23 protein-coding genes are annotated in these 26,726 nt (G+C 70.6%); 14 read left to right on the plus strand and 9 right to left on the minus strand.

The genetic code is table 11. From position 1 onward, the window contains the following. The first annotated feature begins 1 nt into the window (after position 1). Positions 2–670 (plus strand): response regulator transcription factor, encoded by a 669-nt coding sequence (locus AC2AXK_RS06850; protein WP_484344605.1) that lies wholly within the window; start codon positions 2–4, stop codon positions 668–670. Positions 671–702: 32 nt separating this feature from the next. On the opposite strand, the gene AC2AXK_RS06855 is transcribed toward AC2AXK_RS06850, so the two are convergent. Together AC2AXK_RS06855 and AC2AXK_RS06860 are read right to left on the minus strand one after the other, a co-directional pair. Next, positions 703–1,068: a hypothetical protein gene (locus AC2AXK_RS06855; protein WP_484344606.1), complete on the minus strand. Its 366-nt coding sequence runs from the start codon at positions 1,066–1,068 to the stop codon at positions 703–705. Between the two features lie 177 nt (positions 1,069–1,245). Continuing rightward, positions 1,246–1,479, minus strand: a complete 234-nt coding sequence (locus AC2AXK_RS06860) for a hypothetical protein (protein ID WP_484344607.1) — start codon at positions 1,477–1,479, stop codon at positions 1,246–1,248. Positions 1,480–1,714: 235 nt separating this feature from the next. Here AC2AXK_RS06860 and glgX point away from each other — a divergent pair, with 235 nt between their 5' ends. The 4 genes from glgX to AC2AXK_RS06880 all read left to right on the plus strand — a co-directional run bounded on the left by glgX (position 1,715) and on the right by AC2AXK_RS06880 (position 9,285). Next, positions 1,715–3,883: a glycogen debranching protein GlgX gene (gene glgX, locus AC2AXK_RS06865; protein ID WP_484344608.1), complete on the plus strand. Its 2,169-nt coding sequence runs from the start codon at positions 1,715–1,717 to the stop codon at positions 3,881–3,883. 106 nt (positions 3,884–3,989) lie between these two features. Further along, positions 3,990–6,533 carry a malto-oligosyltrehalose synthase gene (gene treY / locus AC2AXK_RS06870; RefSeq protein WP_484344609.1) on the plus strand — a complete coding sequence of 848 codons (2,544 nt, stop codon included), beginning with the start codon at positions 3,990–3,992 and terminating at the stop codon, positions 6,531–6,533. Continuing rightward, the gene (gene treZ, locus AC2AXK_RS06875) at positions 6,530–8,431 is read left to right on the plus strand and encodes a malto-oligosyltrehalose trehalohydrolase (RefSeq protein WP_484344610.1); all 1,902 of its coding nucleotides are present in this window, start codon (positions 6,530–6,532) and stop codon (positions 8,429–8,431) included. The genes treY and treZ overlap by 4 nt, the downstream gene beginning before the upstream one ends. Continuing rightward, positions 8,428–9,285, plus strand: coding sequence for a polyphosphate kinase 2 family protein (locus tag AC2AXK_RS06880; RefSeq protein ID WP_484344611.1), 858 nt, complete (start codon positions 8,428–8,430; stop codon positions 9,283–9,285). The genes treZ and AC2AXK_RS06880 overlap by 4 nt, the downstream gene beginning before the upstream one ends. A 94-nt stretch (positions 9,286–9,379) precedes the next feature. Here AC2AXK_RS06880 and zapE read toward each other — a convergent pair whose 3' ends face one another. Continuing rightward, positions 9,380–10,408: a cell division protein ZapE gene (zapE, locus tag AC2AXK_RS06885; protein WP_484344612.1), complete on the minus strand. Its 1,029-nt coding sequence runs from the start codon at positions 10,406–10,408 to the stop codon at positions 9,380–9,382. Positions 10,409–10,446: 38 nt separating this feature from the next. Between zapE and AC2AXK_RS06890 the strand changes: the two genes are divergently transcribed. Genes AC2AXK_RS06890 through AC2AXK_RS06900 form a run of 3 tightly spaced genes read left to right on the plus strand, consistent with a single transcriptional unit; the run spans position 10,447 to position 12,280 of the window. After that, positions 10,447–10,917 (plus strand): SufE family protein, encoded by a 471-nt coding sequence (locus AC2AXK_RS06890; RefSeq protein WP_484344613.1) that lies wholly within the window; start codon positions 10,447–10,449, stop codon positions 10,915–10,917. Next, a complete protein-coding gene (locus tag AC2AXK_RS06895; RefSeq protein ID WP_484344614.1) occupies positions 10,914–11,798 on the plus strand; it encodes a dihydrofolate reductase family protein in 885 nt (294 codons plus the stop codon). Before AC2AXK_RS06890 ends, AC2AXK_RS06895 begins: the two co-directional genes overlap by 4 nt. Next, on the plus strand, positions 11,795–12,280 hold the full coding sequence (locus AC2AXK_RS06900) for a hypothetical protein (protein WP_484344615.1): 486 nt from the start codon (positions 11,795–11,797) through the stop codon (positions 12,278–12,280). Before AC2AXK_RS06895 ends, AC2AXK_RS06900 begins: the two co-directional genes overlap by 4 nt. Before the next feature lie 57 nt (positions 12,281–12,337). Here AC2AXK_RS06900 and cuyB read toward each other — a convergent pair whose 3' ends face one another. The 3 genes from cuyB to gndA are packed head-to-tail and all read right to left on the minus strand — an operon-like array spanning position 12,338 to position 15,785. Further along, a complete protein-coding gene (gene cuyB, locus AC2AXK_RS06905; RefSeq protein WP_484344616.1) occupies positions 12,338–13,072 on the minus strand; it encodes a cysteate racemase in 735 nt (244 codons plus the stop codon). Further along, on the minus strand, positions 13,069–14,352 hold the full coding sequence (locus tag AC2AXK_RS06910; protein ID WP_484344617.1) for a carboxylate--amine ligase: 1,284 nt from the start codon (positions 14,350–14,352) through the stop codon (positions 13,069–13,071). Before AC2AXK_RS06910 ends, cuyB begins: the two co-directional genes overlap by 4 nt. Continuing rightward, positions 14,349–15,785: an NADP-dependent phosphogluconate dehydrogenase gene (gene gndA / locus AC2AXK_RS06915; RefSeq protein WP_484344618.1), complete on the minus strand. Its 1,437-nt coding sequence runs from the start codon at positions 15,783–15,785 to the stop codon at positions 14,349–14,351. Before gndA ends, AC2AXK_RS06910 begins: the two co-directional genes overlap by 4 nt. Before the next feature lie 143 nt (positions 15,786–15,928). On the opposite strand from gndA, the gene AC2AXK_RS06920 reads away from it, so the two are divergent. The 6 genes from AC2AXK_RS06920 (at position 15,929) to AC2AXK_RS06945 (ending at position 22,813) form a co-directional block, all read left to right on the plus strand. Then, positions 15,929–16,564 carry a DUF3000 domain-containing protein gene (locus AC2AXK_RS06920; RefSeq protein ID WP_484344912.1) on the plus strand — a complete coding sequence of 212 codons (636 nt, stop codon included), beginning with the start codon at positions 15,929–15,931 and terminating at the stop codon, positions 16,562–16,564. Continuing rightward, positions 16,561–17,880, plus strand: a complete 1,320-nt coding sequence (locus AC2AXK_RS06925) for an HRDC domain-containing protein (RefSeq protein ID WP_484344619.1) — start codon at positions 16,561–16,563, stop codon at positions 17,878–17,880. Before AC2AXK_RS06920 ends, AC2AXK_RS06925 begins: the two co-directional genes overlap by 4 nt. Before the next feature lie 168 nt (positions 17,881–18,048). After that, positions 18,049–19,323: a thiolase family protein gene (locus AC2AXK_RS06930; protein ID WP_484344620.1), complete on the plus strand. Its 1,275-nt coding sequence runs from the start codon at positions 18,049–18,051 to the stop codon at positions 19,321–19,323. Positions 19,324–19,332: 9 nt separating this feature from the next. After that, positions 19,333–21,468, plus strand: a complete 2,136-nt coding sequence (locus AC2AXK_RS06935; RefSeq protein ID WP_484344621.1) for a 3-hydroxyacyl-CoA dehydrogenase NAD-binding domain-containing protein — start codon at positions 19,333–19,335, stop codon at positions 21,466–21,468. Positions 21,469–21,685: 217 nt separating this feature from the next. Continuing rightward, positions 21,686–22,513 carry a sulfurtransferase gene (locus tag AC2AXK_RS06940; protein WP_484344622.1) on the plus strand — a complete coding sequence of 276 codons (828 nt, stop codon included), beginning with the start codon at positions 21,686–21,688 and terminating at the stop codon, positions 22,511–22,513. A 9-nt stretch (positions 22,514–22,522) separates the two neighbouring features. After that, positions 22,523–22,813 carry a DUF1416 domain-containing protein gene (locus AC2AXK_RS06945; RefSeq protein ID WP_484344623.1) on the plus strand — a complete coding sequence of 97 codons (291 nt, stop codon included), beginning with the start codon at positions 22,523–22,525 and terminating at the stop codon, positions 22,811–22,813. Between the two features lie 106 nt (positions 22,814–22,919). On the opposite strand, the gene AC2AXK_RS06950 is transcribed toward AC2AXK_RS06945, so the two are convergent. From AC2AXK_RS06950 to pflB, 3 genes are all read right to left on the minus strand, one after another. Next, positions 22,920–23,303, minus strand: coding sequence for a VOC family protein (locus AC2AXK_RS06950; RefSeq protein WP_484344624.1), 384 nt, complete (start codon positions 23,301–23,303; stop codon positions 22,920–22,922). Between the two features lie 65 nt (positions 23,304–23,368). Then, complete coding sequence (pflA, locus tag AC2AXK_RS06955; protein WP_484344625.1) at positions 23,369–24,286, minus strand: pyruvate formate-lyase-activating protein; 918 nt, start codon at positions 24,284–24,286, stop codon at positions 23,369–23,371. Further along, a complete protein-coding gene (gene pflB / locus AC2AXK_RS06960) occupies positions 24,283–26,565 on the minus strand; it encodes a formate C-acetyltransferase (protein ID WP_484344626.1) in 2,283 nt (760 codons plus the stop codon). Before pflB ends, pflA begins: the two co-directional genes overlap by 4 nt. Between the last annotated feature and the right edge of the window lie 161 nt (positions 26,566–26,726).

Genomic DNA, 26,726 nt, shown 5'->3' on the forward strand with positions numbered 1-26,726 from the left:
CGTGATCAGAGTGCTCCTCGTCGACGACGACCCGATGGTGCGCGCCGCGTTCGCCATGATCCTGTCGAGCGACCCCGAGGTAGAGGTCGTGGGCGAGGCGGAGGACGGCGACGGCGTCGTCCGCGCCGTGCAGGAGCACCACCCCGACGTGATCATCATGGATCTGCGCATGCGACGCGTCGGAGGTGTCGAAGCAACCGCCGCTGTCCGGATGCTCCCAGACCCGCCGCACGTCATCGCGGTCACGAGCTTCGACGCGGACGACGCCATCCTCCGGGCGCTCGACGCGGGCGCCCGCGGCTACCTCCTCAAGGACTCGGCACCTTCAGAGATCTCGCTCGCGATCCGCAGCGTCGTCGAGGGTGACGCGGCGCTGTCACCCCGCGTCGCGCGCTACGTCGTCGAGGAACTCACCCGCGCGGGCCGTCTCGAGCAGCACGCGCGTGCGCGCGACCAGTTCCAGCTGCTCTCCGAGCGCGAGCAGCAGACCGCCAGGGGTGTCCATGCCGGTCTGACGAACGACGAGATCGCGACGCAGATGCACCTCAGCGCGGCGACGGTCAAGACGCACCTGTCCAACATCTCGACAAAGCTCGACCTGCCGGGACGCGTCCAGGTCGCGCTCCTCGTGGAACGCGCCCACACCGCGGGGCGTGGCGCTCCGAGATGACCGGAGGGCGAGCCTGAGCACTGACCGCAGGGTCAGTGACGGAGCTCGTCGGCCCGGACGGACAACCGGACGACGTCACCCTCGACGCCCGCGACCTCGTCGCCGGCGGCGGTCCGCGACCCTGCGAAGAGCCCGGACATCTTCACCCGCACCCATCCGAGGCGCTCCAGACGGTCGTCGTGGGGGCGTTGGATGTCACGACCCTGCAGCGCCTCCATCGCCAGCGGGATGAAGCCGACCGGCTCGTGGAGCTCCTGGCCCTCGGCGGTCACCGCCTCCGGGTCACCGATGCTCACGTCGGAGACCTCACCGATCTCCTGGCCGTCGGCATCCACCACACGCATGCCCTCGGTGACGTGCGCGATGGGCCCGGGGTCGTTCACCGGAATCTGCGTCATCGTCTCTCCTCCTGGTCACAGTGGTCGGACCTCGCCCGCAGCACCCTGGGGACGCGTCGTACGACCAGTTAACACGTGGTCGAGCCGGCCCGCCTGCGGCGGCGTGCCTCCACGGACGCAGGACCTGGTGCCGCGTCAGAGGGGCGTCATCATCAACGGGACGTGCGGTGCCATCGGTCAGATCTCGTCAGGGTTGTCCCAGTCGTCGCCCGCGAGGATGGCGTCGCCGTTGCCGCGCCACCCGACCTCGCGCAGGTTGCGAGGCGCTCGGCTGGCGTCGCCGCCCCCGAGGACGTCGCCGGTGCCCTCCGGCTCGGCGTCGTCGTAGCGACCGTCGTGCTGGGTCTGGAGGTTCCGCCGGCTCTTGCTCGTCGCGGCGGGGTCCTCGGGAGTCGATGCATCGATGCTCATGGCTCCATCACACCAAAGACCCGCGACGGGCGCGAGCGGCGACGCACCCGCGGTCGGACGCGCACCGTCCTCGGGGCCGCGAACCGTCCACGTACCGGTATGTGCCAGACGTCACATCCTCGTCGGGGAGGGGTTAGAGCGGTTTGAGCCCTCTGTGCCGCGCATCACGTCGCTGGGAGGGCACTCACGCGCTGCCCGGCATGACGGGGCACCGTTCCTGGTGCACTCTTTTGGCATGCAGATCTGGCCTGGACATCCCTATCCACTCGGCGCGACGTTCGACGGGAGCGGCACCAACTTTGCGATCTTCTCCGAAGCGGCGGAGCGCATCGAGCTCTGCCTGTTCGAGAGCGACGGTTCCGAGACCCGTGTAGAGCTCACCGAGGTCGACTCGTTCGTCTGGCACGCCTACCTCCCGGCGGTCCAGCCGGGACAGCACTACGGCTACCGCGTGCACGGACCGTACGACCCCGCCAACGGTCACCGGTGCAATCCCTCGAAGCTCCTCCTCGACCCGTACGCGAAGGCCATCGACGGCAGCGTCGACGGCGATCAGAGCCTCTTCTCCTACACCTTCGGTGACCCGGACAGCCGCAACGACGACGACTCCGCGGCGCACACGATGAAGTCCGTCGTCGTCAACCCGTTCTTCGACTGGGGCCACGACCGGCCGCCGAACCACGAGTACCACGAGAGCGTCATCTACGAGGCGCACGTGCGCGGGATGAGCCAGCAGCACCCGGACATCCCGGAGGAGCTCCGCGGGACCTACGCCGGGATGGCGCACCCGGCGATCATCCAGCACCTGGTGGAGCTCGGGGTGACCGCCGTCGAGCTCATGCCGGTCCACCAGTTCGTCAACGACTCCACCCTCGTGGAGAAGGGGTTGTCGAACTACTGGGGCTACAACACCATCGGGTTCTTCGCGCCCCACAACGCCTACTCGTCGTCGGGTTCCGCGGGCCAGCAGGTCCAGGAGTTCAAGACGATGGTCAAGGCCCTCCACGAGGCCAACATCGAGGTCATCCTCGACGTCGTCTACAACCACACGGCAGAGGGCAACCACCTCGGTCCGACCCTGAGCTTCCGCGGCATCGACAACTCGGCGTACTACCGGCTCGTCGACGAGGAACCGGAGCACTACTTCGACACCACCGGCACGGGGAACTCGCTGCTCATGCGGCACCCGCACGTGCTCCAGCTCATCATGGACTCCCTGCGGTACTGGGTCACCGAGATGCACGTCGACGGTTTCCGCTTCGACCTCGCCTCGACCCTCGCGCGGCAGTTCCACGAGGTCGACCGGTTGTCCGCGTTCTTCGACCTCGTCCACCAGGACCCGATCGTCAGCCAGGTGAAGCTCATCGCCGAGCCCTGGGACCTCGGGGACGGCGGCTACCAGGTGGGCGGCTTCCCGTCCATGTGGTCGGAGTGGAACGGCAAGTACCGCGACACGGTCCGCGACTTCTGGCGCGGCGAACCAGCCACCCTCGCCGAGTTCGCTAGCCGGATCACCGGGTCCTCGGACCTCTACGAGCACACCGGTCGCAAGCCGATCTCGTCGATCAACTTCGTCATCGCCCACGACGGCTTCACGCTCGCCGACCTCGTGTCGTACAACGAGAAGCACAACGACGCGAACGGCGAGGGGGGCAACGACGGCGAGAGCCACAACAGCTCGTGGAACTGTGGGGCTGAGGGCCCCACGGACGACCCGGAGATCAACGCCCTCCGGCGTCGGCAGCAGCGGAACATCCTCGCGACGCTCCTGCTGTCGCAGGGTGTGCCGATGATCGCCCACGGTGACGAGATCGGCCGCACCCAGCACGGCAACAACAACGTGTACTGCCAGGACAACGAGCTCTCCTGGATGAACTGGGACCTCGACCGGGAGAAGCAGGACCTGCTGAAGTTCTCCCAGCAGCTCGTCCACCTGCGCCTGCGACACCCGGTGCTGCGCCGGCGGCGCTTCTTCTCCGGCGACCAGGACTGGTCGGACGACGCGCTCGGAGACATCGCGTGGCTCAACGTCGCGGGCGAGCCCATGCAGGACGAGGCGTGGAACGAGGGTCATGCGCGCTCCGTCGCTGTGTTCCTCAACGGCGAGGCCATCCCGGAACCCGACGTCCGGGGGCAGCGCATCGTCGACGACAGCTTCCTCATCCTGTTCAACGCCCACCACGAGGAGCTCGAGTTCACCCTCCCGGACGCGGAGTTCGGCAAGGAGTGGGTCGTGGCCTTCGACACCGCGGTGGAGGAGGTCGGCGACTCGGCGCCACTCGTGCAGACGACCACGCCTGTCGAGCTCCCGGTCCCGGGCGCCGGGATCGTCGAGGCAGGCGCCACGCTCTGTGTCGCCGCACGGAGCGTCGTCGTCCTCACGCGTCCGCCGCTGGAGGGCTGACGCACCTGCACGGCACAGGGCCCGGACGCGGAACCTCCACGTCCGGGCCCTGACTCACCCCACTGCTCGGGTGGGGCCGAAGTACGTCATCAACTGAGGAGCACGCATGTCCCGCGAGTCCACCGAGCCTGACACCACCTCCCCCCTCGAGCGCGTGTCCCCCCGACGCCATCCCGCCCCGGGACGCGTCACCCCGACCTCGACCTACCGCCTCCAGCTGGGCGCCGACCTCACGTTCGACGACGTCGCCGACCGCGTCGCCTACTACCGGTCCCTCGGGGTCACACACCTGTACCTGTCCCCGATCCTCGCCGCCGCGCCGGGCTCGACCCACGGGTACGACGTCGTCGACCACGACCGGGTGAGCGACGTCCTCGGGGGGCGTGACGGGCTCGAGCGCCTGGCTGAGCGCGCCCACGCGGCCGGGCTCGGCATGATCCTCGACATCGTGCCCAACCACATGGCCGTCCCGTCACCCGCGTGGCACAACCGTGCGCTGTGGTCCGTGCTCACGAAGGGCCCCGAGTCACGGTTCGCGAAGTGGTTCGACGTCGACTGGTCCGCGGGCGACGGCGCACTGCTCATGCCCGTCCTCGGCTCCCGCATCGGGGATGTCCTCGCGTCAGGCGAGCTGACCCTCGAGGAGACGGAGATCCCCGGCATCGGCACGCAGACCGTGCTGCGGTACTACGACCACGTCTTCCCCGTGCGCGAGGGGACGCAGTCGCTCCCCCTCGCTGAGCTCGTCGACCGCCAGCACTACCGTCTCGCGCACTGGCGGGTCGGCGACGAGGAGCTCAACTACCGACGCTTCTTCGACGTCGGGACCCTCGCGGCGATCCGCGTCGAGGACGACGAGGTGTTCGACGAGACGCACGCGCTCATCCTCGAGCTGCTCGAGACGGGCGTGATCGACGGCCTGCGCATCGACCACCCCGACGGTCTCGCGGACCCGAGCGGATACCTCGCGCGCCTGGCGGAGAAGTCGGGCGGTGCGTGGGTGGCCGTCGAGAAGATCCTCGCTGGCGAGGAGGAGGTGCCGCGTGACTGGGCAACCGTGGGTACCACGGGGTACGAGGGTTTGTGGCGTCTGCAGTCCACGTTCGTCGAGCCGACGGGCGAGGCTCGCCTCGCGAGCGTCATGCACCGTGTCACCGGGGACATCGGCGACGGCCTTCCCGCCCTCGTCGACGAGTCGAAGCGCGAGATCGTCGCCGGACCGCTGTACGCCGAGGTGTACCGCCTCACCGATCTCGCGGCGGCCGTGTGCCGGGACGACCCCCGCCTGCGAGACCACACCTGGCGGGCGATCAACGAGTGCCTCGTCGAGCTGCTCGTCGCCTTCGACCGCTACCGCGCCTACGTCGCGCCCGGCAGGGACACCCGTCGCGAGTCGGTCCAGGCCATGAACGACGCTGCGGAGGTCGCCCGCCGCCGGATCGGGGCGGAGCGGCGCGAGACGCTCGACATGCTCGTCGAGCTCCTGCTCTCCCGCGAGGTCGGCAGCGCCGGCCGGCTCCGCGAGCCGCGCCGTGACGAGCTCGTCATCCGCTTCCAGCAGGTCTGCGGGGCCGTCATGGCCAAGGGTGTCGAGGACACCGCCTTCTACCGGTGGATGCAGCTGACGTCTCTCACCGAGGTAGGTGGTGAGCCGGGGCACTTCGCGTTCAGCGCCGACGCGTTCCACGCGTTCGCGGAGCGTCTCCGCGTCCAGACACCGCTCGGGCTCACCACGGGCTCCACCCACGACACCAAGCGCAACGAGGACACCCGCGCTCGCCTGGGCGTGATCTCGGAGGTCGCAGACGAGTGGGCCGCTCTCGTGGACGCCCTCCGCTCGCACACGGCGGCCTACCGCTCCACGCTCCTGGACGGCCGCACGGAGTACCTCATCTGGCAGACCCTCGTCGGGACGTGGTCCGACGACGGGCCCATCAGCGCGGACCGTCTCACCGCCTACCTCACCAAGGCCGTTCGCGAGGCCAAGTCCCTCACCACATGGACAGCACCTGACGAGGCCTACGAGAGCGCCGTCATGGATCTGGCGACGCGCGTGCTCACGGACCCCGTCGTCCTCGAGCTGCTCGCCGGCTGGGCGGCGCGCACGTCCGCCGCGGTGCGTGCGGCGAGCCTCGGCATCAAGCTCGTCCAGCTGACGATGCCCGGGGTCGCGGACGTCTACCAGGGGACGGAGATCTTCACCCCGACCCTCGTCGACCCCGACAACCGCCGCCCGGTGGACGCTGACGCCTTGCACGGCGTGCTGGATCGCCTGGACTCCGGAGCGCATCCGAAGGATCTCAGCGAGGAGAAGCTCCTCGTCACGTCGCGCGCGCTGCGCACGCGACGGACGTACCCGGCGGCGTTCGTCGGCCCCGAGGCCGGGTACCGCCCCCTGGCCGCGTCCTCGGGGAGCGCGCTCGCGTTCGCCCGCACCGAGGGCGACGCGGCTCGCATCGTCACGATCGTCACCCGCGGTGCAGAAGCGCTCGACCGGTTGGGCGGGTGGGGAGATCACACGATCACGCTGCCCGAGGGCCGGTGGGTCGACGTCCTCACCGACCGCTGCTACGCCGGCGGGCACCAACGGATCGCCCCGCTGCTCGAGGACCACCCTGTCGCACTGCTCGTCCCGGAGGCCGACGCATGAACACCACCGCCCCACTGAGTGCCCCGACCCCTCCCCCCGCTGCGACCGCCACCGCCACGACGAGCTGGGCGGCACGCGTCTGGGCACCGGACGCCAGGTCGGTCGACCTCGTCCTACCCGTGCCCGGGGTGGTCGGATTCGGATCCACGGAGGACCCGCCCGCGCACCGGGTCGCGCTGGTGCGCGAAGGTGACGGGGGCTGGTGGACCGCACCCCCCGGAGACGAGGCGCTCCTCGCACCCGGGACCCGGTACGGGTTCTCCATCGACGACGGCCCGCCGCTCCCGGACCCCCGCAGCCCTCGTCAGCCGGACGGCGTGCACGGGCCGAGCCAGGTCGTCGACCTTGCGGGGTTCCCGTGGTCCGACGAGTCGTGGGCGGGCACCGACGTCCGGGGCGCCGTGATCTATGAGCTCCACGTCGGGACCTTCACGGCCGAGGGGACGCTCGACGCCGCGATCGAGCGCCTCGGGCACCTCAAGGGCCTCGGGGTCGACGTCGTGGAGGTCATGCCCGTCGCCGCGTTCGACGGACGCTGGGGATGGGGGTACGACGGCGTGCACCTGTACGCCGTCCACGAGCCGTACGGAGGGCCGGCGGCACTCCAGCGGTTCGTCGATGCCGCGCACGCGCACGGGCTCGGCGTCGCGCTCGACGTCGTGTACAACCACCTGGGCCCGAGCGGGAACTACACGGGTGAGTTCGGCCCGTACTTCAGCGGAGCTCACGAGACCCCGTGGGGCGCCGGGATCAACCTCGATGCCGAGGGCAGCACCGAGGTCCGACGATGGATCATCGACAACGCGCTGCGCTGGTTGCGGGACTTCCACATCGACGCGTTGCGTCTCGACGCCGTGCACGCACTCATCGACGACTCGACGCCGCACATCCTCGCCGAGCTCTCCGACGCGGTCGCCCAGCTCTCCGCCGAGGTCGGACGGCCGCTCGGGCTCATCGCGGAGTCCGACGAGAACGACCCCCGCACCGTGGCACCCGTCACCGGGGGCGGGCGTGGCATGACGGCGCAGTGGGCGGACGACGTCCACCACGCCGTGCACACGTTCCTCACCGGGGAGCGGCACGGGTACTACTCCGACTTCGGTCCGGCGGAGGTGCTGCGCAAGGCATTCACCGGTGTGTTCGTCCATGACGGCACGTGGTCGAGCTTCCGCGGCAAGGAGTGGGGCGCTCCGGTGCCGCGTGACATCGATGCGCACCGGTTCGTCGTCTTCGCGTCCGACCACGACCAGGTGGGCAACCGCGCCCGGGGCGACCGCCCCTCGGACCAGCTCGACGCGGGCGGCCTCGCGATCGCCGCCGCGCTCATCCTCACCTCCCCCTTCACGCCGATGATCTTCATGGGAGAGGAGTGGGGCGCGTCGACGGACTGGCGCTTCTTCACGGACTTCCCCGACGAGGAGCTGGGTCGTGCCGTCACCGAGGGCCGCACGAAGGAGTTCGCCGGGCACGGGTGGGCAGAGATGTACGGGGAGGGCTTCACCGTCCCGGACCCCCAGGACCCACAGACCCGCGAGGCGAGCGTCCTGCGATGGGACGAGCTCGGCGAGGCACGGCACGCGGACCTTCTCGACTGGTACCGGGCACTCATCGCCCTGCGTCGGACAGAGCCGGACATCGCCTCCGGTGATCTCGAGACGTGCGACCTCGAGATCACCGAGGGCTCTCCGCTCGTCGTGCTGCGGCGCGGGTCCGTACGCATCGCGATGAACGTCGGTGAGGGTCCCGTGACGTACGACCCAGGCACGACCGTGGACCTGCTCACCAGCTGGGGCGACATCACCCTCGCTCCTGCCGACCCCGGCTCTGGGGCAGCCGGCGGGGGGACGCGCGTCTCGCTGCCGGGCCGTAGCGTCGCCGTCCTCGTGAGTCGTCCGTGACCAGGTCGTCGGCGCCGCCGCTCGCCGGTCTGTCCGACGCGCTCCGCGCACAGCCCGGGTTCCGGCTGGCCGACCTCGATGCACGCAGCACACCGGGCTTCACGGGCGGAAAGGCTGCTGGCACGGAGCTGCTGCCCCTGTACGGCGAGCAGCTCTCGGAGCAGCAGGAGCGCCTCTTCGCCGAGGGCCGGACCGGTGGCCACCGGTCCGTCCTCCTCGTCCTGCAGGGGATGGACACCGCGGGCAAGGGCGGCATCGTCCGGCACGTCGTCGGCATGGTCGACCCCCAGGGCGTCCAGCACCAGTCCTTCGCTGCACCCACCGCGAAGGAGCTGTCCCACCACTTCCTCTGGCGGGTCCGCCGCGCGCTGCCCTCACCTGGTCACCTCGGCGTCTTCGACCGGTCGCACTACGAGGACGTCCTCGTCGCGCGTGTCCGTGGCCTCGTGCCTCCGCCGGTGTGGGCGAGCAGGTACGACGAGATCAACGCGTTCGAGGCCGAGCTCTCCGCATCCGGCACGACGATCGTCAAGGTGGCGATGTTCGTGTCCCCCGAGGAGCAGAAGAAGCGTCTGGCAGCGCGCCTCGAGCAGCCGGACAAGCACTGGAAGTACGACCCGGCCGACGTCGACGGGCGCCTCGAGTGGCCGCAGTACCAGGAGGCGTACCAGGCGGTCCTCGACCGCACGAGCACCGACGCGGCCCCCTGGCACGTCGTGCCCGCGGACCGCAAGTGGTACGCGCGGCTCGCCGTCTCGCACCTGCTGCTCGATGCATTCCTCGGCCTCGGGCTCGGCTGGCCCCGCGCACAGTTCGACGTCGAGCACGAGCAGGCGCGCCTCGCCGCGACCTGAGCCTGCCGCAGGACACCCGACGAGCGGTCCGGCCACGTGCGGCACCGTCGGCCGCCCACAGTCACCGCTCGTGCGTCGACCTCGTGCAGGCTGGTCAGGCGGGCTGCTCCACGAGCTCGCGGCCGTCCTGGGCGAGCGAGCCGAGCCGGGACAGCGCGCGGTAGTACTTCTTGCGGTACCCCCCGCCGAGCATCTCCTCCGTGAAGAGATCCGTGCCCGCCCCTGAGAGCACCACCGGGACGTCGCGGTCGTAGAGCCGGTCGACGAGGACGACGAGCCGCAGCGCCGCCGACTGGTCCTCCACAGGGTGGACGCCGGTGAGGCCGAGGAGCGTCACGCCGTCGAGCAGGGCGCCGTACCGGCTGGGGTGCACGCGCGCGAGGTGCGCGAGCAACGCGTCGAAGTCGTCGACCGCCGCACCCGCGCGTCCCGCGGTGCTGGCGAGCACCGCGTCGTCGTCGAAGGTCGGCACCGCCCCACCGACCGAACGGTGGCGGTAGTCCTCGCCGTCGACGCGCATGACCTCGAAGCGTGCCGCGAGCGCCTGGATCTCCCGGAGGAAGTCCTCGGCGGCGAACCGTCCCTCGCCGAGCGAGTCCGGGAGCGTGTTCGACGTCGCAGCAAGGGCGACGCCGCGGTCGGCGAGCTCGCGGAGCAGACGGGACATGAGGACGGTGTCCCCCGGGTCGTCGAGCTCGAACTCGTCGATGCACACGAGACGCTTCTCGGCGAGAGCGTCCACCGTGGCGCCGAAACCGAGCGCGCCGACGAGGTTCGTGTACTCCACGAAGGTGCCGTACGCGCTGTCCCCCGTACCGACGGCGCGCGCGAGCGAGGTGAGCAGGTGCGTCTTGCCGACGCCGAACCCACCGTCGAGGTACACGGCCGGCGGCTGGGCCGGTCCGCGCAGCCGCCGCAACCATCCTCCGCGCGCACCCGTGAGCTGCTCGGCGACCGCGCGGAGCCGCTCGACCGTGGCGGCCTGGCTCGGGTACGTGGGGTCGGCGCGGTAGGAGTCGAACGATGCGTCGACGAAGTGCCGGGGTGGGACGAGGTCCTCGAGCAGCCGCCCTGCGGAGACGTCGGGGCGGACCGTCGTGAGATGCACAGGCGAGGAGGTCACAACTGCCGAGCGTACCGGCCAGCGCCTAGGCTGGGGCTGTGTCGATCACCACTCCCCCCGCGTCCGACGGCGCCCTCCCGTCCGCCCTCGCCGAGCTCGTCGCGGAGTTCGGGGCGCTGCCTCCCGCGCAACGGCTCGAGATGCTCGTCGAGCTCGGGGACAGCGTCCGCGAGGTCCCCGACCGGTACCTCGTGCACCCCGAGCTCATGGAGCGCGTGGAGGAGTGCCAGTCCCCCGTGTACGTCGCCGTCGAGCGGGCGCCAGGTGTCCGCACGGTCACCCTCCACGTCCGGGCTCCACGCGAAGCCCCGACGACGCGGGGGTTCGCCGGGGTGCTCACCGAAGGACTCGACGGGCTCGACGCCGCGGCGGTGCTCGCGATTCCCACCGACCTGCCGGCGCGCCTCGGTCTCGCCACGCTCGTCAGCCCGCTGCGGCTGGCGGGTATGGCGTCGCTCCTGGGCCGTGTGCAACGGCAGGTGCGGGCGCTCGACGACCCGGGCGCGTGAGCTCCGCGCGCTTCCCGGACCTCGACGTGCTGGTCGGGCGCTCCCGGCCCGGCGGGTCCGGACGCAGCACCCCCGGTCGCACCGACGACGTGCCCGGCGCACCGGTGGACCCGGGCGCGGTCCTCCCGTACACGACGGGCGACCCGGCGCTGTGCTCGTTGTACGCCTACCCGGACCGGGTGCGCGACGGCGTGGCCGTGGTCCGCGCGAACATGGTCACCTCGATCGATGGTGCGGCCTGGGGGGCTGACGGACGCTCGGGGTCGATCAACGGGGCCGCTGACCATCGGGTGTTCCGGGTCCTGCGCGCGCTGTCGGACGTCGTCCTCGTCGGTGCGGGCACAGCGCGCGCCGAGCGGTACACCCCCCTGTCGGTCGACGGCGACCTCGCGCCGGCGAGGGCGGCCCGCGGGCTGCCGATGGACCTCCAGGTGGCCGTCGTCACCCGCTCGGGCGTGCTCCCGGACGCTCTGGCCCGGGCCACGGACGACCGGGCACCGTTCGTCCTCACGTCCCGCCGCGGTGCCCGGTCCCTCCCGGGGCATCTGCCCACCGAGCGGGTGCTCGTGCTCGGTGAGGAGGACGTCGACGTCGTGGCGGGAGTGGCCGCACTCGCCGGGTTCGGGCTCACGCGTGTGCTCTGCGAGGGGGGTCCACGGCTCCTCGGGACCCTCCTTGCGGCGGGCGCCGTCGACGAGCTCTGCCAGACGACGAGCCCGCTCGTCGTGGGCGGGCCTGCCACGCGCACCGTGGTGACCGACGCCGAGCTGACGAGCACGGGCCGGCTGGATGTGCTCCTGCACTCGCACGGAGTGCTTCTCGCACGATGGGCGCTGCGTCGCGAGCCCGGAGAGCCGCTGGCCGATAGTGTGGCCGGGTGACCGACACCATCCTTGTCCTGACCGAAGACACCCTTGCTGACGTCGACGTCCAGCACATCACCGGGTTGTACCCCGGCGACGACCTCGACTACCGCGTGCTCGTCCCGGCCGACACCGACCGGAGCCTGCTCGGCGACATCCTCAACCACGTCGCCGCCGGGCAGTTCCGACAGGCGTGGGAAGACGCGACCCGTGACCAGCCGAGCCCGGGCCTCGCGCGCGCAGAGGCGTCGGAGCGCCTCGTGCGGAGCATCGCTGAGTTCCGGGCGCGTGGCTGCGAGGCCTCCGGAGAGGTCGTGTCCGACGACCCGCTCCCCGCTCTGCGCGCTGCGCTCGACGCGCAGGACATCCGCGAGATCATCGTCGTCACCGACAAGCACCCGCTCGACGACACGTTCCGCCGCGACTGGGCGTCCCGTGCCCGTGAGGAGCTGTCGGTCCCCGTGCTGCACCTGTACACGCGGACGTCGCAGATCGGCTGAGCCGGGCTCCCGCACAGCGGGGACGCCCGGCGGGGTTCGGCACCCGCCGGGCGGGGTTCAGAGCCGCAGGCGGTGGCCAGCCCGGACGATCGTCCGGCGGGCCAGGACGTCGAGCGAGTCGACGTACAAGGGCTCCGCGAGCAGCTCGAAGTCGTCCGCGATGACCGAGAGCTCGGTGCACCCGAGGACGACGCTCTGCGCGCCAGCGTCCACGAGCCGCGCGACGAGCGCGCGGAACGCGTCGATGTCGACGGGGAGCCCGGCCTTGACCTGCTCGTAGATGATGCGCATGAGGCCCGCCTGGTCCTCGTCGTCGGGGACGACCGCCTCGAGGCCACGGGAGGCGAGCGCGCTCTGGTAGACGCCCGAGCTCACCGTTCCGCTCGTCGCGAGGAGGCCGACCCTGCGTGCGTGGGGCGCACGGGCCACGACCTCGTCCACCGTCTCTTCGATGATGCTCACCACCGGGACGGTGACGGCGGCGACGATCTCCTCGGTGAAGTTGTGGGCCGTGTTGCACGGGAGCACGAGGAACGCCGCACCGAAGGCCTCGAGCCGCCGCGCGTCGTCGGCCATGACCGGGCCGGGATCGCTCGCCGACTCTCCGAGGATGTACGCCGTGCGGTCCGGGATGGTCGCGTGGTTGAACACGACGAGGTCGACGTGGTCCTGGTCGCGCTCCGCAGCCGTGAGCCGCACGACCTTGTCGAGGAAGTACACGGTGGCGAGCGGGCCCACCCCACCGATCACGCCGACGAGGTCACGGGATGTGGGCTCGCTCGCCCCGTTCATGCCGACGCCGTCCGGCGCGCCGCGTCCCGCTCGGAGAGCGGATAGAACCGGGCGTACTTGCGGAACTGGTTGAGCTGCGCGACGACCAGGTACGCGATCCGGCGGGGATCGGTCTCCGCGCGGTACCACAGCGGGTTCGTCGCGCGGCGGGACCGGAAGAGCCCACGGGTGCGCGCCTGCAGGGACACGTCCGCAACGTAGCGCAGAAGGAGCTGGCGCGGCAGGACCGTGTACAGGTGCTCGTCCGTGACCTCGAGCGCGCCGGGAGCACCGGGCAGGTCGTCCCGCTGCTCGATGTACTCCCGCACGTAGGGCTCGGCCGTGTTGCACCCGGCGGCCGTGATGTAGAAGTTGGACCGCCCCAGCCGGGGGTTGAGCTCGAAGAAGACGGTCCGTCCGTCACGCGGGTCGAACTTGAGATCGAAGTTCGCGTACCCGGTCCATCCGATGTGCTCGAGGAACCGGACGGCCTGGGCGACGACCTCGGGGGACGTCTGCGTGATGATGCCGGCGGGGTTGCCCAGCGCTCCCGGGGTGTGCTCCTCGAGGAGCACGTGCCCGAACGACGCGAACCGGACCCGGCCGGACCGGTCGCTGTAGCAGGTGAGGATCCGCATGCCCGAGTCGTCGCCGGGGATGAAGTCCTGGATGACGAAGTCGTCCTGGTATCCCGACGCCTCCACCCGCGCCAGCAGCTCGAGGAGCTCGGCGTGCGAGTCGACCGTGAAGACCTTCTTCTTCCCCGGGAACTCGACCGCGTGGTACGCCGCCGTGTTCCCGGTCTTCGCGATGACCGGGAACGTCAGGCCCGAGGTGTCGACCGCCTCTCCCGACCCCACGCGGTGCACGACCGTCGTCGGGTGCGCCAGGCCCAGCTCGGTGCACAGCTCACCGAAGCGGGCCTTGTCCGTGACGAGGTCGAGCAGCTCCACAGGGACGTACGGGATGACGAACTGCTCCTCGAGCTCCGAGCGGTGCTCGACGATCTCCCGCACGAGCCAGTCGGCACTGCCGAGCAGGATCAGCCGCTTGCCCGGATGCTCGGACGCGATCCGCCGCAGGGTGGCGACGAGGACCGTGCCGTCGTCCATCCGCGGCTCGACGACGCTGTGCAGGATGCGCGAGTGCCGCACGAGCCCCGTCGACGCGCTCGAGACGACGACGGAGCGCACCCCGTAGGCCTCGTGGAACGTCCGGGCCAGGCTGTACGCGCCGATGTCCCCACCGAGGATGACGGGCTGGAGGTCTCGCGCGGCCTCGAACGTCGGCGCCTGTGTCACTGAGCGGTCTCAGACCGGTCGAGCGACCACTCGGTGTGGAAGGTCCCGGGCTTGTCGACCCGCTGGTAGGTGTGCGCACCGAAGAAGTCGCGCTGGGCCTGGATGAGCGCTGCGGGCAGGCGCTCGGCACGGACCCCGTCGTAGTAGGCGAGGGAGGACGAGAACGCCGGGACCGGGACCCCGTTGAGGGCAGCCTGGGAGACGATCCGACGCCACGCACCGACACCGTTGCCCACGGCGCCCGTGAAGTACGGGTCAGCGAGCAGCAGGGGGAGCTCGGCGTCGCGCTCGTACGCCTCGGTGATGCGGTTGAGGAAGCGTGCACGGATGATGCATCCGCCACGCCAGATCCGCGCCATGGCGCCTCGGTCGATGTCCCAGCCGTACTCCACGGACGCAGCCGCGATCTGGTCGAACCCCTGGGAGTATGCGACGACCTTGGAGGCGTAGAGCGCGAGCCGCACGTCCTCGACGAACGCGTCGCGGTCCTGCACGTCCCAGGTGCCCGTGTCCCCCTCGAGGACGCCGAGCGCCGCGGCACGCTGCGGCACCGAGCCGGACAGGGCGCGCGCGAAGGTCGCCTCCGCGATGCCGGTGATGGGCACGCCGAGGTCGAGACCGTTCTGGACGGTCCAGCGACCGGTGCCCTTCTGCTCGGCACGGTCGAGGATGATGTCGACGAAGGCCTTGCCCGTCTCGGCGTCGACGTGCTGGAGCACGTCCGCGGTGATCTCGATGAGGAACGACTCGAGGTCGCCGGAGTTCCACTCCTCGAAGATCTTCCCGATCTCCGCAGCAGAGGCACCCAGTCCCTGCTTGAGCAGGTCGTACGCCTCGGCGATGAGCTGCATGTCGGCGTACTCGATGCCGTTGTGGACCATCTTGACGAAGTGTCCGGCGCCGTCCGGTCCGACGTACGTGCAGCACGGCACGCCGTCGACCTTGGCGGAGATGTCCTCGAGGATCGGGCCCAGGGTCACGTACGACTCCCGCGATCCCCCAGGCATGATGCTCGGACCGTTGAGGGCACCCTCCTCGCCGCCGGAGACCCCGGTGCCGACGAAGTGCAGGCCGAAGCTCTTGAGGTACTCCTCGCGGCGACGGGTGTCGGGGAAGTGCGCGTTCCCGGCGTCGATGATGATGTCACCCTCTTCGAGGAGGGGGACGAGCTCTTCGATCACTGCGTCCGTCGGGCCGCCGGCCTTGACCATGATGACGACCTTGCGCGGCCGCTCGATCGAGGCGACGAAGTCGGCCATGGACTGGGACGGCAGGAACGTACCGTCGTCGCCGTGGTCCGCGATGAGCGACTCGGTCTTGGCGTAGGACCGGTTGTGCACCGCGACGGTGTAGCCGTGCCGCGCGAAGTTGCGGGCCAGGTTGCGGCCCATGACGGCCAGGCCGGTCACACCGATCTGCGCGAGTGCAGACATAGGGAAGTTCTCCTTGTTCGCCAGGGTGATGCTCGTCGACGGAGCGCGGACACGCCCTCCACAGTAGTGCGATCATCTCGGACGCTGCTGTCCGCGCGCCGGTCCGCTCAGATGTCGGACCTCAGCCGTAGTCTGCTGCCGTGATGACCGCCGACCAGACCGAGGCGCCCGCCGATTTCCTCCGGGCGCTGGGTTCGTTGCGCGCCGCCCGGCCGCGGCCGTTCCTGCAGCTGCGGGAGATCGACCCGCCCCGTTCGGTCGCACCGTTCGCCGCCGCCCTCGACGGTGACATCACCTCGGCAGAGCTCGAGGAGTCGGGCCAGGTCGCGTCGGGCAGGTTCGTCGTCCTGCACGATCCGGCGGGTCAGGAAGCCTGGGAGGGCACGTACCGTGTGGTCACCCTCGTCCGTGCGTCGTTGGACGTCGAGATGGGCGCCGACCCGATGCTGGGCGAGGTTGCGTGGTCGTGGCTCGAGGAGGCGCTGCTCGTCGCGGGCGTCCGTACCCGCGCGCTCGGCGGGACGATCACACGTGTGGTTTCCGAGAGCTTCGGCGTGCTCGACGGCCGACCGAGCGAGTCGGAGATCGAGATCCGCGCGTCGTGGACACCGTCTCCCGGGTCAGCGCGGGACAGGAGCGACGCCGCGACCACCGACCTCGGACCCCATCTCGACGCATGGGCGAGCCTCATGCTGGCGACCACCGGCATGCCCTCACCCCTCGACTCCGTGATGCCGCTCCCCCGGCAGCGCGGCCCGCGCGGGGTGGTCCGCCCATGAGCACGGGTGTCCCGCACGAAGACGGTGCGTCCCTGGACCACCACACGGTCGACGCCGTCCCGGCTCGGCTCGATGTCACCGACCTGCCGGACGACATCTCACCCGAGGTCGTGCCCGAGCTCACGCTGCTCATCGAGCCCGCCGACGGCGTGCCTCCGGTCCTCACGACGACCGCGGAGCTGTCCAGCGCTGCCCGCCGCCTCGCAGCGGGCAGCGGCCCTGTCGCCGTCGACGCCGAGCGGGCGTCGGGGTACCGGTACGGCCAGCGCACCTACCTCGTCCAGCTGAGGCGCGAGGGCGCGGGGACGTTCCTCATCGACCCGATCGCACTGCCGGACCTCTCGAGCATCTCCTCCGCCCTCGAGGGCACGGAGTGGGTGCTCCATGCCGCCTCCCAAGACCTGCCCGGGCTGCGTGAGCAGAACCTGCACCCGTCCCGGGTGTTCGACACCGAGCTCGGTGCGCGTCTGCTGGGTCTGCCGCGCGTGGGCCTCGCTGCGGTCGTCGCGGAGCTGCTGGGACTGGGCCTGGCCAAGGAGCACTCCGCGGTCGACTGGTCCACCCGCCCGCTGCCCGCGGAATGGTTGCGCTACGCAGCGCTCGACGTGGAGGTGCTCGTCGAGCTCCGGGACGTCATGGCGGCCCGTCTCGAGGCTGCTGGCAAGAGCGAGTGGGCGGCACAGGAGTTCGAGGCTGTCCGGCTGGCACCTCCGACGGCGCCCCGGGTGGATCCCTGGCGGAAGGTCTCCGGAGCGCACGCGTTGCGCGACCGCCGGAAGCTGGCGATCGTCCGCGAGCTGTGGCTCGCCCGGGACCGCCTCGCACAGTCTCGGGACACGGCTCCGGGCCGCGTGCTGCCCGACCGCGCGATCATCGCTGCGGCGCAAGCGATGCCTCGGTCCGTCGGCGAGCTGACGAAGGTCCACGCGTTCGGCGGGGCAGCCACCCGACGGCGCGCGGCCACCTGGCAGCGCGCCGTGGACACGGCCCTGGCTCTGCCGGACGACCAGCTCCCGGACACCCGCGGCCCCCGGACGGACGCTCCGCCGCCGCCGAAGGCCTGGGCGGACAGGGACCCGGACGCTGCTGCACGGCTGGCTGTCGCGCGCGCGTCGATGGCGCAGCTGTCCGAGGAGCACCAGGTGCCGCTCGAGAACCTCCTGCAACCCGATCTCCTGCGACGGGTGTGCTGGCGGCCACCTGCCGACACCTCTCTCGAGGGCGTCCGCGCGCGCCTCGCCGAGGGCGGTGCGCGTCCATGGCAGATCGACCTCACTGCTGGCCCCATCGCGGAGGCCCTGCGCGCGAGCGCCTGACGACCTCCTGAGTTCCGCTGACGACCTCCTGAGTTCCGCGAGCGGCCGGCGTCCCGTGTACCTCGGCGTGCGCTCCGTGCGTTTTCCTGAGACGACCGGTAGCGTGTATCTCGTGCTTGTTACCCACGAGTACGTCCGGACACCGTCGTCCCCCTTTCAGGAGCCTCCATGCCCGCTGCAGCGCCCACCCCTGCTGTGACCTCCCGCCCCGCCATCCGTGACGTCGTCTTCGTCGAGGGGGTCCGCACCCCGTTCGGCAAGGCACGGCCCGACGGTCTCTACGCCGAGACCCGTGCCGACGATCTCGCGGTGAAGGCCGTGCGAGAGCTCCTGCGACGCCGCCCTGAGCTGCCCGTCGAACGCATCGACGAGGTCGCTCTCGCCGCCACGACCCAGACGGGCGACCAGGGACTCACCCTCGGACGGTCCGTCGCCGTCCTGGCCGGACTGCCGACCACGGTCCCCGGCTTCGCGATCGACCGCATGTGCGCAGGCGCCATGACCGCAGTGACGACCACCGCGTCAGCCATCGCCGTCGGGCAGCAGGACGTCGCTCTGGCCGGAGGCGTCGAGCACATGGGGCACCACCCGATGGGCTTCGACTCCGACCCCAACCCCCGGTTCGTCTCGGAGAAGCTCGTCGAGCCCAGCGCTCTCGTCATGGGAGCCACGGCCGAGAACCTCCATGACCGCTACCCGCACCTGACGAAGGCCCGGGCGGACGCCTACGCCGTAGCGAGCCAGGCCAAGTACGCCGCAGCCCTCGCCGCGGGGCACATCACCCCGGACCTGTCACCGGTCGCCGTACGCTCGGCGGCGCGTGGGTGGGGCCTTGCCACCGCGGACGAGCTCGCCCGGCCCGGCACGACCGTCGAGGACATCGCCGACCTCTCCACCCCGTTCCGCCCGGGCGGACGAGTCACCGCGGGCAACGCCTCCCCCCTCACGGACGGAGCTGCGGTCTGCCTGCTCGCTGCGGGCGACGTCGCCGCCGAGCTGGGCCTCCCCGCGCGGATGCGCCTCGTGTCCTACGGCTACGCCGGCGTCGACCCCGAGGTCATGGGCATCGGCCCCGTCCCCGCGACCGAACGCGCTCTGGCCAACGCTGGCCTGACGATGGACGACATCGGCCTGGTCGAGATCAACGAGGCGTTCGCTGTCCAGGTCCTCGCGTTCCTCGACCACTTCGGCTTCGCCGACGACGACGAGCGGGTGAACCCGTACGGCGGAGCGATCGCTGTCGGTCACCCGCTCGCCTCGTCGGGCGTGCGCCTCATGACGCAGCTCGCCCGGCAGTTCGAGGCGGACCCGTCCGTGCGCTACGGCATCACGACGATGTGCGTGGGGCTCGGCATGGGCGGCACCGTCGTGTGGGAGAACCCTCACCACGCCGACTACTCGGGCCACCTCCCCGCCGCCCTGTCTGCACCGACCGAGAGCTGAGGACCACTCATGACGAGCACCACGCAGCCCACCGCCGGCCAGACCGGTGCGCGCTCCGAGCGCGTCACGCACACCTTCACCCGCGACATCGCCCTGCCAGACGGCCGGACCCTCGCGCTCCTCACCCTCGACAACGGGCTCGACCACACGAAACCCAGCACGCTCGGCCCGGTCGGCATCGCGGAGCTCGACGACGACCTCGCCGCGGTCGCCCGGCGGGCAGCGGACGGCGAGGTCGCAGCCGTGGCGGTCACGGGCAAGCCGTACGTCTTCGTCGCGGGCGCCGACCTCACTGCCGTGGGCTCCCTCGCTGACCGCGACGCCGCGCTCGGGCTTGCTCGCGCCGGGCACGCCGCGTTCCGTCGCCTCGCCGAGATGCCGGTTCCCACGTTCGCGTTCGTCAACGGCGTGGCGATGGGAGGTGGCCTCGAGCTGGCGCTGCACTGCACGTACCGCACCGCGGCCAGCGACGTCCGCGCGCTGGCGCTGCCGGAGACGTCCCTGGGCCTCGTGCCCGGCTGGGGCGGCTGCTACCTGGCGCCCCGCATCGTCGGTCTCCCCCATGCTCTCGACCTCATCCTCACGCGGCCTGCCGCGGCGAAGCCGTACACCGCCGCACAGGCAGCGGACATCGGGCTCGTCGACGTGGTGCTCGAGCCCGCGGACTTCCTCGAGCGCTCCGTGGCCTGGGCTGCCGGGGTGCTCACCGGGGAGATCTCGGCCCCCGCGCGCCCCGAGCTCCTCCCAGCGGACGAGTGGGCTGCGGCCGTGGCAGCCGCCCGTGAACGTGTCGACGCCGTCGTGCACGGTGCTCGGCCGGCCCCGTACCGCGCCCTCGACCTCCTCGCCGCGGCCCGCGACGCCGACGTCGAGGCAGCGTTCGAGGCCGAGGACGAGGCCCTCGCAGACCTCATCATGTCCGACGAGATGCGGGCGAGCGTCTATGCCTTCACGACCGTCAACGCCGCGAAGCGGCCCGCAGGGGCGCCTGACGCTTCTCGGGCGCGCCCGGTCACGTCCGTCGGGATCGTCGGCGCCGGGCTCATGGCATCGCAGCTCGCCCTGCTGTTCGCCCAACGGATGGGTGTCCCGGTGACGATGCGCGACCTCGACGACGAACGCGTCGAGGCGGGGCTCGCGTCCGTCCGTTCGACCGTCGAACGTCTCGTGTCGACGGGTCGCATGTCTGCGGACTCCGCCACGAAGGTGGTCGGCGCCGTCCGGGGTACGACGGACCTCGCCGACCTGGCCGGGTGCGACCTCGTCATCGAGGCCGTCACGGAGCGGATGGACCTCAAGAAGCGCGTCCTGGCGGAGCTCGAGGGCGTCGTGCGCCCGGAGACGGTCCTCGCGACGAACACGTCGGCGTTGTCGGTCTCAGAGATGGCCGCGGACCTCAAGCACCCGGGGCGGATGGTGGGGCTGCACTTCTTCAACCCCGTCGCCCAGATGCCCCTCGTCGAGGTGGTGCGTGCGGAACGCACGAGCCTCGAGGCGCTGGCGACGGCGTTCGCCGTCGCCACGACGTTGCGCAAGACGGCGGTGCTCGTCGCCGACCGGCCGGGATTCGTCGTCAACCGGCTCCTCGTGCTGCTCATGGGCGAGATCGTCGGCACGGTCGAGCGGGGGACCCCGGTCGAGGTCGCGGACCGCGCGTTGCGTCCGCTCGGCCTGCCGATGGGTCCGTTCGCGCTCTTCGACCTCGTGGGGCCGGCCGTCGGACTCCACGTCCTCACCTCGCTGCGGGAGGACCTCGGGGACAGGTTCCCCCGGTCCCCGGGTCTCGAGAAGATCGTCGCCGACCACACGCCGGTCGTCCTGCCACCACCGGCCCGCGGTGTCCCGGCGTCGGTCGATCCTGCGCTACAGGGCGTGTTCGACTCGGTCGCGGGCGAGCGAGAGCCAGCACTCGACGAGCAGGGCGTCCTCGACGAGGTCCTCACGTCCCTCACCCGCGAGATCGGGTTCATGCTCGACGAGGGGGTCGTGTCGGGGCCGAGCGAGATCGACGTGTGCATGATCCTCGGCGCCGGGTGGCCCTTCAGCGCGGGCGGCATCACGGCGTTCCTCGACCGCGCAGGCTACTCGGAGCGGGTCCTCGGGAGGCGCCTGCTGCCGGACGGCGTCGCGAACGTCCCACGGTGACCAGGGTGGCCGCTCGTCTCGCCCGATGAGATGGGCGGCCACCGTTGGCGGTCGAAGAGTGCCGTTCTGAGCCGATCCGCGCCTTCTTGATGTCTCACGGACCGGGACGGCTATGGTGAGCGGCGGAGCCCTCCGTTAGCGTCGGCGGCGTTCATCCGTCCCGGCCGTCCCGGTTTGTACGCTCACCGGCGGCTGCACCAGCCGAGGAGCACCACCGATGGCACGCACCGACGTACTCGTCTCAGCCGACTGGGCAGAGGCCAACCTGCACACCCTGGGCGTGGTCTTCGTCGAGGTCGACGAAGACGTCTCCGCGTACGACAAGGGGCACCTCGAGGGCGCCATCAAGCTCGACTGGAAGCTCGACCTCCAGGACCCGGTCCGTCGCGACTTCGTCAACAAGGAGCAGTTCGAGGCCCTGCTGTCGGCCAAGGGCATCAGCAACGACGACACCGTCGTGCTGTACGGCGGCAACAACAACTGGTTCGCCGCGTACGCCTTCTGGTACTTCACGCTCTACGGCCACACGGACGTCAAGCTCATCGACGGCGGCCGCAAGAAGTGGGAGCTCGAGTCCCGTCCCCTCAGCGACGGCGTCGTGCCCCGTCCCGCCACGACCTACGTCGCGCAGGACCAGGACCTCACGCTCCGTGCGTTCCGCGACGAGGTCGTCGCGTCGATCGGTCAGAAGAACCTCGTCGACGTGCGCTCCCCCGAGGAGTTCGCCGGCACCATCCTCGGTCCGGCGCACCTCCCCCAGGAGCACGCGCAGCGCGGTGGGCACGTCCCCGGCGCCATCAACATCCCGTGGAGCAAGGCGGCCAACGACGACGGCACGTTCAAGTCCGACGAGGAGCTCGCGGCCCTCTACGGCGCAGCGGGCCTCGACACGAGCAAGCCGACGATCGCGTACTGCCGCATCGGCGAGCGGTCGAGCCACAGCTGGTTCGTGCTCAGCCAGCTCCTCGGCCAGGAGGACGTGAAGAACTACGACGGGTCATGGGTCGAGTACGGCTCCCTCGTCGGCGTCCCCGTCGAGCGCTGAGCCGCGCGGATGTCCTGCGCAGCCCCTGACCAGTCCCTGCCCTCCCAGGCAGCCGCCGGCGCCACGGTGATCGAGGGCACCGTGCGCTCCGCCACCGGGCCCGCAGCGGGTGCGTACGTCCGGCTGCACGACGCCACCGGCGAGTTCACCGCTGAGGTCGTCGCCAGCCCCGAGGGCGCGTTCCGCTTCTACGCGGCGCCGGGCACCTGGGAGATCCGGGTGCTTGCGCCCGGGGCCACCACCCGGGGGGAGGTCGTCGCCAGCACCGGCGTCACCCGCACGGAGCTCCTCCTGGCCTGAGCCCACATGCCGGTACGACGACGGCGCACGTCCCGGTGGACGTGCGCCGTCGTCGTACCGGCGAGCCGCGTCGTCTCGTCGAACCACCCGGCGTGAGCCGGATCGGTCAGATGAGCACGCGGTTCGTCGTGTGCTGCAGCACGATGCCGTTGCCGTCCGGATCCTCGAACGTCGCGAAACGGCCCCAGGGCTGCTCCTCGATCCCGCCGGCGAAGACGACTCCCGCCCCGGTCAGCCGGGCGATGTCGCCCTCGAGGTCGTCTGACTCGAGGACGATGCCCTTGACGTCACCCGGCTTCATCGTGGGCAGCCAGGTGACGAGCGAGATGGACGTGGACCCGCTCGGGGGCGCGAGCTGCACCCAGCGCATCCCGGGCGCGATCTGCTGGTCACCCAGGACCTGGAACCCGAGCACGTCCCGGTAGAAGTCCCGGGATCGGTCCTGGTCGGTGACGGGGACGGAGAACAACTGGATCTCGGTGATAGCCATGCGCCCACTCTGCCAGGACCGCGCAGCGCAGGCACGTCCGTCCAGCAGCTCCAGCCGCCAGAGCGTCAGTACACCGTGAGGCCGCGGACCCGGAACTGGTCCCGCACCCGCTCGGTCTCCTCGGTCGTCGGGGGCCGGGCGTCCTCGAGCTCGTACTGCAGACCGAGGGTGGCCCACTTGTCCTTGCCCATCTGGTGGAACGGGAGCACCTCGACGCGGGTGACGGACGACAGCGTCGCCGCATACTCGGCAACAGCTGCGACGTTGGCAGCGTCGTCGGTGAGTCCCGGGACCAGGACGAACCGGATCCACGTCTCGATCCCGCGCTCCGACAGCCGCCGGCCGAAGTCGAGGGTCGGGGCCAGCTCACGTCCGGTGACCCGCTGGTAGGTCTCCGGGTCACCCGACTTCACGTCCAGCAGCACGAGGTCGATGGTGTCGAGCATCTCGTCCGTGCACGCCGCGCCGAGATACCCGGACGTGTCGATCGTCGTGTGGATCCCGCTCTCCTTGGCGCCACGCAGGAGTGTCGCCGCGAAGGCCGGCTGCATGAGGACCTCTCCACCGGAGAGCGTGATCCCGCCGCCCGTCGCGGCGAACACGGAGCGGTAGCGCCGGATCCGCTTGAGCAGCTCGTCCGCCGTGACCGGCTCTCCGTCCTTCATCCGCATCGTGTCCGGGTTGTGGCAGTACAGGCACCGCAACGGGCAGCCCGCGAAGAAGACCGTCATCCGGGTCCCGGGGCCGTCCACCGCGGTGACCAGCTCCCAGGAGTGGATGGACCCGAGCTGCCCGGCCCGCATCTGCTCGAACTTCTCACCACGGTTGACCGCACTGACGTGGAGCCCGCCGGTGCCAGCACCGGACGCCCGACGCTCGGGAGCGTCGAAGTCCTGGTCGCGCAGGACGTCCCGCGCGACCGCGGGGTCCAGAGGCTCACAGCCTCCCACGGCGCCGACCGTCGCGGCGGGCCCCGTGCTCATGCGGTGTGGTGGAACGTCCGGGTGAGCACGTCCTGCTGCTGCTCGCGCGTCAGCTTGACGAAGTTCACCGCGTACCCGGACACCCGGATCGTGAGGTTGGGGTAGTTCTCGGGGTGCTCGATCGCGTCCTCGAGGGTCTCCCGGTTGAGGACGTTGATGTTCGCGTGGAACAGCCCCTCGTTCATGCCGGCGTCGAGGATCCCGACGAGGTTGCCCACCTGCTCGTCCTTGGTCCGGCCCAGGCCGCTGGGCGTGATCGTGTTCGTCAGGGAGATGCCGTCCAGGGCGTCGTCGTAGTCGAGCTTGGCCACGGAGAGCATCGAGGCGACCATCCCGTGGGTGTCCATCCCGTTCTCCGGGTTCGCGCCCGGCGAGAAGGGCTCACCCTTGCGGTGGCCGGACGGGAAGGAACCCGTGGCCTTGCCGTAGACGACGTTCGAGGTGATGGTGAGCACCGACTGCGTCGCCACCGCGTCACGGTAGGTCGGCAGCGCCCGGATCTTGTCCATGACGGTGTGCACCACGAGCTGCGCGATCTCGTCAGCGCGGTCGTCGTCGTTGCCGTAGACGGGGAACTCGCCCTCCGTGATGTAGTCGATCACGAGACCTGTGTCGTCACGGACCGGCGTGACCTTCGCGTACTTGATGGCGGAGAGGCTGTCCGCGACGATCGACAGCCCGGCGATGCCGCATCCGAGGGTGCGCAGGATCTCGCTGTCGTGGAGCGCCATCTCGATGGACTCGTAGGCGTACTTGTCGTGGCTGTAGTGGATGATGTTCAGCGCCTCGACGTACGTCTCGACGACCCAGTCGAGCATCGCGTCGTACTTGGCCCACACCTCGTCGTAGTCGAGCGGACCGTCACCCGTGATGGGCTCGAAGCCGGTGACGACCTGCTTGCCGCTCATCTCGTCACGACCGCCGTTGACGGCGTAGAGCAGGGTCTTGGCGGCGTTGACGCGGGCCCCGAAGAACTGCATCTGCTTGCCGACCCTCATGGGCGAGACACAGCACGCGATGGCGGCGTCGTCGCCCCAGTGCGCACGGATCTGCGCGTCGGACTCGTACTGGACGGCGGACGTCTCGATGCTGATCGCGGAGCACAGCTCCTTGTAGCCGCGCGGCAGCTTCTCGTCCCAGAAGATCGTGATGTTCGGCTCGGGAGCCGGGCCGAGGTTGCGCAGCGTCTGCAGGAGACGGAACGACGTCCGGGTGACGAGGGTCCGGCCGTCTTCACCGAAGCCCGCGTCGGACCACGTGGCCCAGTACGGGTCGCCCGAGAAGATCTGGTCGTAGTCGATGGTGCGCAGGAACCGCACGATACGGAGCTTGAGCACGAGCGCGTCGATGTACTCCTGGGCCTCAGCCTCGGTGAGGGTACCCTCCGCCATGTCCCGCTCGATGTAGATGTCGAAGAACCCGGAGAGACGACCGAAGCTCATGGCGGCGCCGTCCTGGGACTTCACGGCGGCGAGGTAGCCGAAGTACGTCCACTGGACGGCTTCCTGCGCGGTGGCCGCGGGGCGCCCGAGGTCGAACCCGTACTGCTCGCCGAGGTTCTTGAGCTTCTTCAGCGCACGGATCTGCTCTGAGTGCTCCTCGCGGTAGCGTGCCCAGCTCTCGGAGAACGGCTGGTCGGCGACGGAGTCCTTCGCGGCGATCTTCTCGGCGATGAGGAAGTCCACGCCGTAGAGCGCGACGCGGCGGTAGTCGCCGATGATCCGGCCACGGCCGTAGGAGTCCGGGAGGCCCGTGATGATGTGCGAGGAGCGGGCGGCACGGATCCGCGGGGTGTAGATGTCGAAGACCCCCTCGTTGTGGGTCTTGCGGTACTTGGTGAAGGTCTCGCGGACAGCCGGGTCAGGCTCGAGACCGGCTTCCTTGATCGCGGTCTCGACCATGCGCCAGCCACCGTTGGGCATCATCGCGCGCTTGAGCGGGACGTCGGTCTGGAGGCCGACGATGACGTCGTCGTCGTCGGAGATGAAGCCGGCCGGGAACGCGTCGATGTCTGCGGGGACATGGGTGTCGACGTCGAAGACGCGCTTCGCGCGCTCGACGGACAGGTAGTCCTTCTCCAGGGTGTCCCAGACCGAGAGGGTCTTCGCGGTCGGGCCCTCGAGGAACGACGCGTCACCTTCGTACGGGGTGTAGTTGCGCTGGATGAAGTCTCGGACGTCGATCGACTCCGTCCACGGTCCGCGGACGAACCCGCGCCAAGCATCGGGGGTGCTGGCACCTGCGGGGGTGATGCTGGTGCCGTCTGCTGTGGTGGTCATCGCCATCTCCTCGTTGCTGTCGAGCCTGTACCTCCACGCTATGGACGGAGGCGGCTCTCGTCGCGGGACTTTCGGCCCGCCCCCAGGCTACAGGGGTGTGCCGCGCGTCACACGATCCACCCGGATCGGCACGAATGTCCCAGTCTCCGTACCGTGAGATC

Source organism: Sanguibacter sp. Z6_81, assembly GCF_057180625.1.